This is a genomic window from Williamsia sp. Y853, from assembly GCF_056786495.1.
On sequence record NZ_JBXCJC010000001.1, the window covers coordinates 2,213,585 to 2,226,258 of the forward strand.

The following is a 12,674-nucleotide window of genomic DNA, read 5'->3' on the forward strand; positions in this document are numbered from 1 at the left end:
CCAAGCGATCGCTTATTTACTAAGCGTTCGCTTATGATGCCCTCGACAATGCGATCGGGTCAACCGGGCCACGATCGGGAGAACGAGGTCGCCAGATGGCTGTGACGAACGCCCGCGGCTCGGCTGCAGCGGAACGGATCCGCCAGGCGGCGATCGCCTCGTTCGCCGAACTGGGCTATGCCGGCACGTCGACCCGCGAGATCGCCAAGCGGCTTGGCATGAGTCCGGCGGCGATGTACCCGCACTTTGGGTCGAAAGAGGAACTGCTGTACGCGATCTCCTTGGAGGGGCACCGCGGTGTGCTGGCCGCGCTGCGCGCGGTTGACGAGCCTGTTTTGTCTGACAGTGATCGGCTCCGGGCTGTGGTGGGCGAGTTTGCGCGATGGCAGGCCGAGCAACACGAACTGGCGAAGGTGGTGCAGTACGAACTGCACGAACTCACCCGCGAGCACTATCTGACGATCACCGCCATCCGCCGCGACACCTCGGCGGTACTCGCGGCGATCGTGCGCCGTGGTGTCGACTCGGGGGAGTTCTCCGTCGCTGCCGCCGACGATGCGGTGCTGGCGTTGTCGTCGTTGTGCGTCGACGTGTGCCGATGGTTCCCGACCCGGAGTCATCGCGATCCGGTGGCGCTGGGTCAGGCGTACGGCGAACTGGCCGTGCGGATGGTGCGTTAGGCGCCGCGGGCGTTCATGGATCATCTACCTCCAATATTGATGCTTCGCAACGCTTTTGAGCTGTTCAATAGGAATCTCGAAGGTTGTCGATACTCGCTCGATACTGGTGCCGAACCGGTTTCGCGTCGTTGTCTGTAGCGTGTGGAGACCGTAAGATCAAGGCCGTGCCAGAAACCTCGTACGCGCCCTGCGGCGATCTGAGTCTGGCTTACCAGGTGTTCGGCGATGGACCCGTCGACCTCGTCTTTGTCGGGCCTTTCGTCAGCCATATCGAGCTGTTCTGGACTCTGCCCGAATTCAAGGCCTTCTTCGACCAACTCGCCACGTTCTGTCGCGTCCTACTGTTTGACAAGGCAGGGGTCGGGCTGTCGGATCCGGTGGCGAAAGTTCGTACATTGGATGATCGGGTGACGGAGATCGAGGCCGTCATGGACGCCGCCGGCTTCGGAAAGGCCGCCGTATTCGGTATGAGCGAGGGAGGCACGGCCTCGATCCTGTTCGCGGCGAAACGGCCAGAGCGAACACGGGCGTTGATCCTCTACGGCGCTTACCCGTTCATGGCAACCGGTTGGGACGACCTCGATCGAGATCCGGCGGAGGTGCGGAAGCGCTTCGTTTTCGACGCCGGTGAGGATTTGTCCGGGACCGGTGCGGACTACCTTCCGTCGACCGAGCAGATCGTCCGCCTTCAGAAATTGGGACGCGCGACCCGCTCGGAGTGGGGCACCGGTGCGGCAGCCAAGTGCATGTTCCCGTCAGTCCGGTCGATACGCCAGCTCGCAATGTTCGAGCGGATGAGCGCAAGCCCCGGGATGGTGCGGGCAACGGCCGAATCGGTTTTTCGGATCGATATCCGGACCATCCTGCCGACGATCACCGTGCCTTCCTTGGTCATTCATGCCCGTGAGGACTGCATGCCGGTGCAATGCGGCCGCTATCTCGCCGACCACATCCCGGAGGCGCGGTGGCTCGAAGTCGACGGCATGGACCACGCGCCCTGGATCACCGGTCCCGACAGGATCTTGGCCGCGATCGAGGAGTTCCTCACCGGTAGCCATGCCGCGCCTGCGCAATCCCATCGCGCGCTGCGCACCGTGTTGTTCACCGACATGGTTGCCTCGACCCGACACGCTGCGGCAGCGGGTGACGAGCGGTGGCGGGCGGTGCTGGCACGCTTTGGTGAGATGACCATCGCGGTCACCCAACGTTTCGGCGGCACGCTGGTCAAGAACACCGGCGACGGGCACCTCGCCACGTTCGACGGTCCAACGCAGGCGATTCGGTGTGCCGAGGCATTGCGTTCTGACGCCGAGACGCTGGGCATCGAGATCCGCGCGGGAATCCACACCGGCGAGTGCGAACTGCTCGACAACGACATCGGGGGACTCGCCGTACACATCGCGGCGCGGATCCTCGGCCAGGCCGGTGCCGGGGACATCCTCGTCTCGGGCACCGTCCGTGACCTGGTCGTCGGCTCGGGCACAGGCTTTGAGGTCCGCGGCAGCGTCGAGTTGCGCGGCGTGCCCGGCATGTGGCAACTCCTGGCGGTCGATCGGCATGATGCGCGGAAGAGATCGGCCGAGGCCGTACTCGCGTCCGCCTCGACCCCCGGCCCTCGTCTCGCGATGCGCCGAACGGACCTCGCCGTGGGGATGATGGCGAGGCGGACACCGTGGATCCTTCGCGGGATGGCCCGCCTCGCCCCGACCACCCGTCGCAGCTGAACGCTTCCGAAGTCAGCGCGATCGCAAGGATTCGCACGCCGAGACGTAGCGCAGCGGCGGCGGCCGTTGTCGCGGCTGGGCGGGGCTGCATTTCGACATCCGGTGAGCGGTGTGGTCGGGGAGGTACTTGACAAGCCGGTGTGATTGGTCGCACAGTGTGAGTACGCAATGCGATCCAGACGTACGCAATGCGTACACACAAAGTCTGCGACCTGGGAGACCCTCATGACAACCACCGATTTCAACAGCCCGTCCGCGGTCGGTTCCGGCACCGCCGCCACCGACAAGTTCAAGAACGAGCGGGTCAGTGCTGACACCTCACCCGAGCGGGTCGCCGCCATCGCCAAGGATGCGCTGTCGGCCCTGCACAAGGTCATCCTCGACCACAACGTCACCTATCCCGAGTACCGCGTGCTCAAGCAATGGCTGATCGATGTCGGTGAGGGCGGCGAATGGCCCCTGTTCCTCGACGTCTTCATCGAGCACGCCGTCGAAGAGGTGCTGGCTCGAAGCCGTAAGGGCACCAAGGGCAGCATCGAGGGTCCCTACTACGTCGCGGATGCTCCGGAACTGCCCTCGGTCTGCACCCTGCCGATGCGTGATGTGGACCGCGAGCAGACGCTCCTGGTGTTCGGCGGCCAGGTCACCGATCTCGATGGCAAGGGCATCGACGGCGCGATCATCGAACTCTGGCACGCCGACGCCGACGGCTACTACTCGCAGTTCGCCGATCATCTGCCGCAGTGGAACCTGCGCGGCAAGATCATCACCGATGCCGAAGGTCGCTACGAGATCACCACGATTCAGCCTGCGCCGTACCAGATTCCGACCGATGGGCCGACCGGTGCATTCGTTCTTGCCCAGAATGGTCACCCGTGGCGTCCGGCGCACCTGCACCTGATCGTCTCGGCCCCGGGCAAAGAGTCCGTCACCACCCAGCTCTACTTCGACGGCGGAGAATGGATCGACAGCGACGTCGCATCGGCCACCAAGCCCGAGTTGATCCTGTCGCCGACACTCGGTGACGACGGCAAGAACCACGTCGGCTACGACTTTGCGCTCGATCCGGCGGGAAAGTAGCGCCCAGTGCCTGATCTGAAGATTGTCGAGGTCGCAACCCGGATCATCGACGTCCCCCTGGTCCGCAGCCACAAATTCGCGACCACCTCGATGGACGCCCAGCCGATCCTGCTGGTGTCGATCAAGACCGATGGTGGAGTGGTCGGTCACGGCGAAGGTGTTGTCCCGGGCGGTCCGTGGTGGGGCGGTGAATCGGTCGAGACGATGCAGGTCATCGTCGAGAAGTACATCACCCCGATTCTGTTGGGCCGCACCGTCGATGACCTGACCAAGATCATGCTCGACATCGAGCGGGTGGTGGCAAATGCACGGTTCGCCAAAGCCTCCGTCGAGATCGCCTTACACGATGCATGGGCGCGGTGTCTGAATGTCCCGGTGCACACATTGTTGGGCGGAGCCTTTCGCAACAGCGTCGACGTGACCTGGGCGCTCGGCGCCGCACCGGTCGCAGAGATCCTCGACGAGGCGATGGAAAAGCTCGATACCCGAATGCATTTCAGCTTCAAGCTGAAGATGGGTGCCCTCGAACCCGAGGTCGACACCCGGCGGATTCTCGACATCGTCGACGGACTCGGCGGGCGCGCGGGCGTGCGCGTCGACGTCAACGCTCGCTGGGATCGGTTCACCGCGTTGAAGTATCTTCCGCGTCTGGCCGACGGTGGTGTCGAACTCATCGAGCAGCCGACGCCGGGGGAGCAGATCGACGTCCTCGCCGAACTGAATCATCTTCTGCCGATACCGATCATGGCCGATGAGAGTGTCAGTACGCCGCATGACGCACTCGAGGTGGTCCGCCTCGGTGCCGCCGATGTCATCGCCATCAAGACCACCAAGTGCGGTGGCCTGGCGCGCAGTCGTGAAATCGCTGCCATCGCCAAGGCTGCAGGCATCGCCTGCCACGGGGCGACCTCAATCGAGGGACCGATCGGAACCGCGGCATCGATCCACTTCGCTTGCAGTGAGCCGGGCATCAACTTCGGGACCGAACTCTTCGGGCCGCTGCTCTTTGCCGTTGACATCCTGCAGGAGCCGCTGCGGTACGGCGACGGCCAGGTTCGGTTGCCGGAAGGCCCGGGACTCGGCGTAGAACTCGATATGGACATGGTCGACAAATTGACCCGGGACTGATCCGCGGAAAATCCGAAAGGTACACAGCAATGGCACTATTCCATGTACGCATGGACGTCGACATCCCCCGCGACCTCGATCCGGAGGTCCGGGCGCAGACACTCGCGAAAGAGAAGGCGTACTCGCAGGATCTGCAGCGTCAGGGCAAGTGGGTACACATCTGGCGGATCGCCGGAAAGTACAGCAACGTCAGCATCTTTGACGTCGAGACCCCGGACGAACTCCACGACCTGCTGTGGAACCTCCCGCTGTTCCCTTACATGAACATCGACATCCATCCGCTGGCCAAGCACCCTTCGTCGATCAAATAGACTGCGCCACAACCCAGAAGCACACACTCCAGTCATAAGCACACGTTCAAACATGTGTTTATGACTGGAGCGTGTGCTTTTGCCGTTGTCCCCAGTCGGCGGGGTGATCCACAGTCGCGACGAAACCGAAGAACGTCGCAGGTTTCGGTACTGGTGATCGACCATCATCGGCTTCTATGGACCTCACCCCCGATTCAGATGGCCTCGTTCGCCGGAACACATTTGTTCACGGCGGTGGAGATGAGGCCGAACTGCGGCGGGCGAGGCGCCAGGGAAAGCTGGTACGGGTAACCCGTGGGGTGTACCGGCCTGTCGATCCCGACGAGAACGCCGACGACCCGATCTACGACGAGGCCTACCGCGAACTGGTGAAAGCGGTTGCCGGCAGATCGACGACCCGGGTTGTCAGCCACTCGTCGGCCGCGGTGATCCACGGGCTGAATCAGTTTGCGCCTGACCAGAGTCGCGTCCACTTCTACGTCCGCGCCGGCGGGCGCGTCGGCCGTGAGGTGCACCTGCACAAAGGCGCAGGAATGTTGACGACGTCGGATGTGGCCATCGTGGACGGGGTGCTCCTGACCAAGTTGGCGCTCACTGCATGCGACATTGCGCGTCAGGGGTCGTTCACGCAGGCGGTGGTGGTCCTGGACCATGCGCTTCGTCTGGGCGTCGACCGCCGAGAACTCGAAGCAGTTGTGAGCAGGTTGTCGAACACCAGCGGCATCGCAGTACTGCGCCGGGCGCTCGACGTCGCGGATCGAAACGCGGAGTCCGTCGGCGAGTCCGTGAGCCGGGCCCTGTTCATCGAATGGGTGGGCGTTCCGGTTCCGGCGCTACAGACCGAGTACCGCGACGAGTCGGGGAGATTGATTGCCCGAGTCGACTTCGACTGGGACGGAAAGGTGGTCGGCGAGTTCGACGGTCGGGTGAAGTACGAAAAGCATCGCCGTCCCGGCGAATCGGTGGCGGACGCCGTGGTCCGGGAGAAACGCCGCGAGGATCGGCTACGTGAGGAAGGTCTGCTGGTGATCCGTTGGGTTTGGGACGACTTCCGAAATCCTGAGCAGTTGCGTGCGCGGATTCGCAGAGCACTCACCATCGCCGGTGTGATCTGACGACAGAAGCACACGTTCCAGTCATAAGCACACGTTGCAACATGTGCTTATGACTGGAACGTGTGCTTCTGTGGGGTCAGGCGGGGACGTCGGCGTCGACGAGGATGGTCGTGCCGGTTTTTGACTGGAGTTCGTCGTAGGTCACGTCGGGGGCGAGTTCGACCAGGCGCAGACCGGCGGGGGTGACGTCCAGGACCGCGAGATCGGTGATGATCCTTTGGACGCAGGCTTTTCCGGTCAGTGGCAGGTCGCAGGTGTCGAGGATCTTCGGGGCACCTTTGCGCGTGAGGTGATCCATCATCACGATGACCTTGCGGGCTCCGTGGACCAGATCCATCGCACCGCCCATGCCTTTGACCATCTGGCCGGGGACCATCCAGTTCGCCAGATCGCCGCAGGCACTGACCTGCATGGCGCCGAGCACTGCGACATCGACATGTCCACCGCGGATCATCGCAAACGAATCGGCCGAGTCGAAGTAGGAGGCGCCGGGGTTCACAGTGATGGTCTCTTTGCCCGCGTTGATGAGTTCCGGATCGAGTTCTTCCTCGGTCGGGTACGGACCCACACCCAATACGCCGTTCTCCGAATGCAATTCGACGGAGATGTCCGGCGGGAGGAAGCTCGGGACGAGGGTGGGCATGCCGATGCCGAGATTGACGTATTGACCGTCCTCGAGTTCAGCGGCCACCCGGGCGGCCATCTGTGCGCGTGTCCAGCTCATACTCGTACCGTCCTGTTCTCTATGCCCACTTCGACCTTGCCGACGTGAACCACGCGTTGGACGTGGATACCCGGGACATGTACCTGATCTGGATCGATGTCCCCGGGCTCGACAAGCTCCTCGACCTGGGCGATGGTGATTCGCCCGGCGGTCGCGGCAGGCGGATTGAAGTTGCGTGCGCTGCGACGGAAGACGAGATTGCCGTGGCGATCGCCCTTCCATGCGTGCACAAGTGCGTAGTCGGTGACGATGCCACGCTCGAGGACGTACGTTTCGCCGTCGAATACCCGGGTTTCCTTGGGCGGACTGGCCAGGAGGACGCCCCCCGATCCGTCGTAACGCAGTGGCAGTCCACCTTCGGCCACCGCAGTGCCGACACCGGCCGGGGTGAAGAACGCGGAGATACCCGCACCACCGGCGCGGAGGCGCTCGGCAAGCGTGCCCTGCGGGGTCAGTTCGACCTCGAGTTCGCCGGACAGATATTGCCGGGCGAACTCCTCGTTGGACCCGACGTAGGACGAGATCGTCCGCCGGATGCGGTGGTCATTGAGGAGCAGGCCGAGACCGAATCCGTTGGTGCCGCAGTTGTTGCTCACCGTTTCGAGGTTGGTTGCGCCCTGTTCGAGTAGGGCTTTGATGAGGACCTCGGGCACACCGACCAGACCGAAGCCGCCGACGGCGAGTGATGCGCCGTCAGGGATGTCGCTGACGGCCTGGGCTGGGGTGCTGATGACTTTGTCGAGCATATGGACACCGTAGCGCTTGTACGCATATAGTACAAGTGTACGATCAGCGTACAACGAAAGGGTGATGATGCCTGTCCGGTTAGGTCATGTGGTGAGCGGTGCCGGCGACGCCGCACAGACGGTTGTATTACTGGGGTCTCTCGGTTCGAACCGTTCGATGTGGGATCCGCAGCGAGAGGCCCTGGCGGGTGCCGGGAATCGGGTCATCGCCCTCGATCTCCGTGGGCACGGAACCTCGCCGACGCCGGTGGGACCGTACAGTGTCACCGACCTTGCCGACGACGTGATCGTCACCCTGGATGAATTGGGTGTCAACGAGTTTCACGCCGTGGGACTCTCGCTCGGCGGTGCCATTGCGCAACAACTCGCCATCTCCTGTCCGGTCCGAGTGAAGACATTGGCATTGCTCTGTACCGCGGCCAAGTTCGGTGAGCCCGACGCCTGGTTCGAGCGCGCGGCGACCGTCCGCGCACAGGGCTCCGCATCCATCGCCGAGGCCGTTGTCGACCGTTGGTTCACGAGCGATCTGGCAGCCTCTGATCCCGCGTTGGTGCAAATGGCTCTGAAGATGGTGCAGGGCACCGACAATGAGGGCTATGCGGCCTGCTGCGAGGCGTTGGCACACTGGGATTCTCGCGATGAACTCGCAAAGATCACCGCGCCTACGCTGGCGGTCGCCGGAGCCCAGGATCCCTCGACACCACCGTCGACACTTCAGATTCTGGTCGACGGGATCGAAAGATCCCGACTCGAAATCCTCGATCCCGGAGCGCATCTGGTGAATCGGGAGCAGCCCGCCGCGGTATCGGCGCTCCTCCGCGACCACATTTTGCGCTCATGACCGCCGGCTCCGGTGATCACGTCCAGTCACTTGCCCGCGGGCTGGCGGTGATCCGCGCGTTCGATGCCGACCATCCCCGGCAGTCCGTCAGCGAGGTGGCGGCGTCCACCGGGCTGTCGCGGCCGGCTGCCAGACGGTTCCTTCTGACCCTCGCCGATCTCGGGTACGTGCGATCTGACGGCACTGCTTTCTGGCTCACCCCGCGCGTGCTGGACCTCGGTTACAGCTACTTGTCCAGCCTGTCGCTGCCGGAGGTCGCCGGACCCCATCTCGAAGCGCTGACTGCCACGGTGCACGAATCGGCATCGGTGTCGATACTCGACGGCGACGACATCGTCTACGTGGCGCGCGTGCCGGTGAGCCGGATCATGGCGGTGTCCATCACGATCGGCACCCGATTCCCGGCATACGCGACGTCGATGGGGCGTGTCCTGCTCGCGGGTCTGGAACCGTCGGACCTCGACGATTACCTCGATCGGGTGTCGCCGGTCGCCCTGACCGAACGCACCAAGCTCACGACCACCGAACTGCGGGACGAGATCGAGCGGGTCCGGCACGACGGGTTCTGCATCGTCGACGAGGAACTCGAATTGGGTCTGCGTTCGCTGGCGGCACCGATCGATGGGCGTGACGGCTCGGTGATCGCTGCGGTGAACATGTCCACCCAATCCGCGCGGTACAGCCTCGATGCCGTGCGCGGCGACCTGCTTCCCGAACTGCTGAAGACCGCGACGGCCATCACCGCCGACGTGGCCCGTGCAGCATCCGCACGCTGATCGACAACAGGAGAATCCGCGCCCTGACGGCCCGCCGTCTGCCCGCAATGCGTACGGTGGATCCCGCGGACAACCGGGAGGGACACCTGTGACCGAGATCGGTGTGGACAGAGATCGGGACTACATCCAGAGCATCGAGCGCGGCTTTGCCGTACTCCTCGCTTTCGATGCCGATCGGCCGAACCCGACGTTGGCCGAATTGGCCACCGCCACCGAACTTTCGCGGCCTGCGGTGCGCAGAATCCTGCTGACACTGCAGCGTTTGGGTTACGTCGCCGGAACCGGCGGGCGGTGGTCCCTGACCCCTCGCGTGCTGAGCATCGGGCAGCATTACACCGCGTCCCACTCGCTCGCAGACACCGCGATGCCCCACCTGCTGCGAATCGCGGAGACAACCCATGAGTCGGCATCGTTGGGTGTGCTCGACGGGTCGGATGTGGTCTACGCGGCGCGTGTCCCGGTCCGTCGGATCATGAGCATCAATGTGTCGGTCGGGACGCGGATCCCGGCGTACGCCACATCGATGGGCCGGGTTCTGCTGGCCTGGGCATCGCCGGCCGCTGTGGAGTCGCTCATCGAGCAGACCGACTTCGGGCACCGATTGACGGAGTCGACGGTCGCTTCCGGCGCCGACCTCGAACGCGAGCTCGAAAACATCCGGACGCGCGGATACGCGTTGACCGAACAGGAACTCGAAGTGGGGTTGATCTCGCTCGCGGCACCGGTGCGAGATGCCGGCGGAACGGTGGTCGGCGCGCTGGCCTGCTCGACGTCATCGGCGCGGTCGACTGCCGAATCCTTTGCGGCAGAGACTGCTGACTTCCTCGTCGAGGTCGCGGCCGATCTGACTACCGATCTGGGCGGCAGACACCGCTGAGGGCTAGTGGTACCGATTTGCCAGCTCGACGCGCGACCGCAAGCCGAGCTTCGAATAGATGCGGGTGAGATGGTACTGCACCGTTTTGGGTGAGACGTAGAGCTCTGCGGCCACTTCTTTGTTCGTAAGTCCTTGGGAAACAAGCTTTATGACCGCGCCTTCTTGGGGTGTCAGCCCGGCGTCCGCGCGTGAAAGGGTGGCGTTCACGCCCCCGGCCCGCAGTTCCCGGTCGCAGCGTTCGGAGTATGTTGTTGCACCCAATGACGCGTAGATGTCGCGCGCGGCGGACAGGAGTGGGTCCGCTGACCGCCGCTTACCTGCCCGGCGCAGGGTCTGGCCGTAGGCAAAATTGACGCGCGCCAAGTCGTAGCGCAGCGGTAGGCCGTCAAGCAACGACAGTGCCTTCTCGAAGGACCGCCGTGCGCCTGGGAGATCGCCAGACGCTCCGAGAAGTCGCCCGCGTGCGTATCCGAGTCGGGCCAGTGTCGACCGGTGATCGGCCTTGCCTGCGAGTTCTTCCTGTGTGTCCAACAGGGATTGGGCGGCGGCGAATTGCCCGTCTATCACCAGGGCATTGGCCAGAACATCGGCCCACGGCCAGAAGCCGGGCTGTTCGAGCGCGGTTCCCGGCGCCATGGCGCGGACCGGATCCAGTGCGCGGATCACGGCTACGTAGTCGGCGTTCGCCTCGGCGATCTGGGCCCGGGCGATCAGCGTCGGTGCCCGCATGATCTCGTAGTCCCGCGTGACGGTCTCGGCGGCACGCAGGGCATCGTGGGCGTGGTCCCAGGACCCCCGCAACACATGGACCTGGGCTGCAGTCCATTCCAACAGTGGTGTGACCAGCACGATTCCGCTCGCATCGGCCAACCGGCGACCATCGGCAACGGTGCTCAGCGCCTGGTCCCAATCGCCGGTGAGGAACTGCAGTCGGGCCAGCCAGCCGTAGGCCCACATCGAGATTCGCGCGGAACCGCCCATATGGGCGGTGGCAACGGCGGTTTCGAGATTGGTACGGGCGCCGTCGATGTCGTCGTTGGCAAGTTGGAGCCAGCCTCGGCCGAGACTGACACGCTGTGCCTGGACGCCGGGGTGCACGCGCTGTGCCAGGCCTCGATAGGCATCGTCGGCCAGATCCGGCCGGCCTGCCGACGCGAGACCCAGGCCGCGGATCGCTTCCGCCTCGATGGCGGCGGGGGAGTCGGGCTGCGCCAAAGCCAGTGCGCGGTCAACCCATTCGACCACCTCGTGGCCGCGGCAGCGACTCAACGAATGCAGGACGTGGCGCTGGGCGATGAGTGCTGCCACCTCGGGGTCGGTGCTGCTGTCGACGATGTCCCACGCCCGCTGCATCCGGATCTCGGCTTCGGCGGCGCGGCCACGAACGATCGCGAGATAGGCGAGCACCGCATTACCGAGTGCTGTCTCGGGCATTGCCTCGATATCAGGGACCAGCGAGAGGGCCGCCGCGGTATGGCCTGCTGCCACCAGTGAATCCGCGGTGCGGGTCAGACGGTCTTCGCGCGCCGACTTGTCGGTCGAGAGGCGACTGGCGGCCCTGAAGAGTTCGGCAGCTTCCGACCAGGCGCCTGCCATGCCGCGTTGGCGTGCCAGAACCTCGGCCTCGTCAGCCAGCTCCTCATCGGTGGTGGCGGTGGCGGTCACGCGGTGGATCAGGCTGCGGACCGGATCGTCGACGATGTCGGCGGCCCGCAGGTGGGCGCGGCCTCCCGAGGCGGCGCCCATGATGTCGAGGACCGCGACCCGGGTCAGCCGATCTCGGAGTACGGCGCCGTAGGAATGCCGGAGTTCGGATGCATCGATGAGCAGGCCCGCGGCTTTGCCCTCGTCGATGGCGGTCAGCGGTGACGGCGAATCAGCAAGTGTCACAGCCTCGGTGAACGAACCGGATCCGCCGAGGATGGCCAAGGCCTCGATCAGTGACCGTCCCTCCGGCCCGCACTGGCCGAGCTGCGCACGCACCCGCGAGACCACCCGCGGCGGTGCGGGCAGCGCTGTGCCCGGATGGGCCCAGGCCCCGGCGGGTAGTTCATCGAGCAGCTCCGTGACATGCCGTGGGTTGCCACCGGTGTGCTCGGTCAGCTCCGCGACCATCGCCGGATGGATCACCACTGCCCGGTGACACGCGAGCTCATAGACGGCCGCGGCGTCGAGGCCGTCGAGCACCACGATGTCGGAGGCGAGCTCGGTCGCCGGTGATGTCAGGTCGGTGATGGTCAGGACCACAAGCAGCGGCACACTGCGATGATGGCGGACCGCAGTTGTCAAGGCCTGCAAAGACTGTGTATCGGATTGCTCCGCGTCGTCGATGATCACCACACATGGTCCGGTGGAATCGGCTGCAGCCGAGGCATATTCGGCGATCTTTACGGCGGCCTCGCGAGGGTCGTGCGGCAGGTCTTGCCGGAAGAGTTGGTGGAGAACTGCGCCGGCGCTTGCGGACTCCCACGGCGCAGTGCTGGCCGACCACACCGATCCGTCGTGTGCTTCGGCGAGGGCTTGTACGAATGTGGTCTTCCCGATGCCTTCGTCGCCGCACACCGCGACGATCCGCGCGCCGTCGGTGGCGGTCGCTGCGAGTTGTGCAGCGATCGCCCCGAGTTCCCGGTCCCGCCCGACACAGACCGTCGCAGACCTCATCGGTCCATTCT

At 64.6% G+C, this 12,674-nt stretch carries 12 protein-coding genes; 9 read left to right on the plus strand and 3 right to left on the minus strand.

Features of this window, described 5'->3' with window-relative positions:
* The first annotated feature begins 95 nt into the window (after window positions 1–95).
* The 6 genes from AC1TPF_RS10075 to AC1TPF_RS10100 all read left to right on the plus strand — a co-directional run bounded on the left by AC1TPF_RS10075 (window position 96) and on the right by AC1TPF_RS10100 (window position 6,038).
* Window positions 96–680, plus strand: coding sequence for a TetR/AcrR family transcriptional regulator (locus AC1TPF_RS10075; protein ID WP_482135278.1), 585 nt, complete (start codon window positions 96–98; stop codon window positions 678–680).
* Window positions 681–844: 164 nt separating this feature from the next.
* Entirely contained in the window at window positions 845–2,404 is a 1,560-nt protein-coding gene (locus AC1TPF_RS10080) for an adenylate/guanylate cyclase domain-containing protein (RefSeq protein ID WP_482135277.1), read from the plus strand.
* Window positions 2,405–2,629: 225 nt separating this feature from the next.
* Window positions 2,630–3,484 carry a catechol 1,2-dioxygenase gene (catA, locus tag AC1TPF_RS10085; RefSeq protein WP_482135276.1) on the plus strand — a complete coding sequence of 285 codons (855 nt, stop codon included), beginning with the start codon at window positions 2,630–2,632 and terminating at the stop codon, window positions 3,482–3,484.
* Window positions 3,485–3,490: 6 nt separating this feature from the next.
* On the plus strand, window positions 3,491–4,612 hold the full coding sequence (locus AC1TPF_RS10090; RefSeq protein WP_482135275.1) for a muconate/chloromuconate family cycloisomerase: 1,122 nt from the start codon (window positions 3,491–3,493) through the stop codon (window positions 4,610–4,612).
* A gap of 29 nt (window positions 4,613–4,641) precedes the next feature.
* Window positions 4,642–4,923: a muconolactone Delta-isomerase gene (catC, locus tag AC1TPF_RS10095; protein WP_482135274.1), complete on the plus strand. Its 282-nt coding sequence runs from the start codon at window positions 4,642–4,644 to the stop codon at window positions 4,921–4,923.
* A gap of 176 nt (window positions 4,924–5,099) precedes the next feature.
* Window positions 5,100–6,038, plus strand: a complete 939-nt coding sequence (locus AC1TPF_RS10100; protein WP_482143684.1) for a type IV toxin-antitoxin system AbiEi family antitoxin domain-containing protein — start codon at window positions 5,100–5,102, stop codon at window positions 6,036–6,038.
* Window positions 6,039–6,114: 76 nt separating this feature from the next.
* On the opposite strand, the gene AC1TPF_RS10105 is transcribed toward AC1TPF_RS10100, so the two are convergent.
* Window positions 6,115–6,762 (minus strand): CoA transferase subunit B, encoded by a 648-nt coding sequence (locus AC1TPF_RS10105; RefSeq protein WP_482135272.1) that lies wholly within the window; start codon window positions 6,760–6,762, stop codon window positions 6,115–6,117.
* On the minus strand, window positions 6,759–7,508 hold the full coding sequence (locus AC1TPF_RS10110) for a CoA transferase subunit A (protein ID WP_482143685.1): 750 nt from the start codon (window positions 7,506–7,508) through the stop codon (window positions 6,759–6,761). The genes AC1TPF_RS10105 and AC1TPF_RS10110 overlap by 4 nt, the downstream gene beginning before the upstream one ends.
* Window positions 7,509–7,599: 91 nt before the next feature.
* On the opposite strand from AC1TPF_RS10110, the gene pcaD reads away from it, so the two are divergent.
* From pcaD to AC1TPF_RS10125, 3 genes are all read left to right on the plus strand, one after another.
* Complete coding sequence (gene pcaD, locus AC1TPF_RS10115; RefSeq protein WP_482143686.1) at window positions 7,600–8,349, plus strand: 3-oxoadipate enol-lactonase; 750 nt, start codon at window positions 7,600–7,602, stop codon at window positions 8,347–8,349.
* Window positions 8,346–9,125 (plus strand): IclR family transcriptional regulator domain-containing protein, encoded by a 780-nt coding sequence (locus tag AC1TPF_RS10120; protein ID WP_482143687.1) that lies wholly within the window; start codon window positions 8,346–8,348, stop codon window positions 9,123–9,125. The genes pcaD and AC1TPF_RS10120 overlap by 4 nt, the downstream gene beginning before the upstream one ends.
* A gap of 88 nt (window positions 9,126–9,213) precedes the next feature.
* Window positions 9,214–10,002, plus strand: coding sequence for an IclR family transcriptional regulator domain-containing protein (locus AC1TPF_RS10125; protein ID WP_482143688.1), 789 nt, complete (start codon window positions 9,214–9,216; stop codon window positions 10,000–10,002).
* Between the two features lie 3 nt (window positions 10,003–10,005).
* Here the strand turns inward: AC1TPF_RS10125 and AC1TPF_RS10130 are convergent, their stop codons facing one another.
* Window positions 10,006–12,663 (minus strand): helix-turn-helix transcriptional regulator, encoded by a 2,658-nt coding sequence (locus tag AC1TPF_RS10130; protein ID WP_482135267.1) that lies wholly within the window; start codon window positions 12,661–12,663, stop codon window positions 10,006–10,008.
* Window positions 12,664–12,674: the final 11 nt, after the last annotated feature.

Coding starts and splice junctions, on each gene's coding strand:
- AC1TPF_RS10075 (WP_482135278.1), top strand. CDS start 96: ATGGCTGTGACGAACGCCCGCGGCTCGGCTGCAGCGGAACGGATCCGC.
- catA (WP_482135276.1), top strand. CDS start 2,630: ATGACAACCACCGATTTCAACAGCCCGTCCGCGGTCGGTTCCGGCACC.
- catC (WP_482135274.1), top strand. CDS start 4,642: ATGGCACTATTCCATGTACGCATGGACGTCGACATCCCCCGCGACCTC.
- AC1TPF_RS10100 (WP_482143684.1), top strand. CDS start 5,100: ATGGACCTCACCCCCGATTCAGATGGCCTCGTTCGCCGGAACACATTT.
- AC1TPF_RS10105 (WP_482135272.1), bottom strand. CDS start 6,762: ATGAGCTGGACACGCGCACAGATGGCCGCCCGGGTGGCCGCTGAACTC.
- AC1TPF_RS10110 (WP_482143685.1), bottom strand. CDS start 7,508: ATGCTCGACAAAGTCATCAGCACCCCAGCCCAGGCCGTCAGCGACATC.
- AC1TPF_RS10120 (WP_482143687.1), top strand. CDS start 8,346: ATGACCGCCGGCTCCGGTGATCACGTCCAGTCACTTGCCCGCGGGCTG.
- AC1TPF_RS10130 (WP_482135267.1), bottom strand. CDS start 12,663: ATGAGGTCTGCGACGGTCTGTGTCGGGCGGGACCGGGAACTCGGGGCG.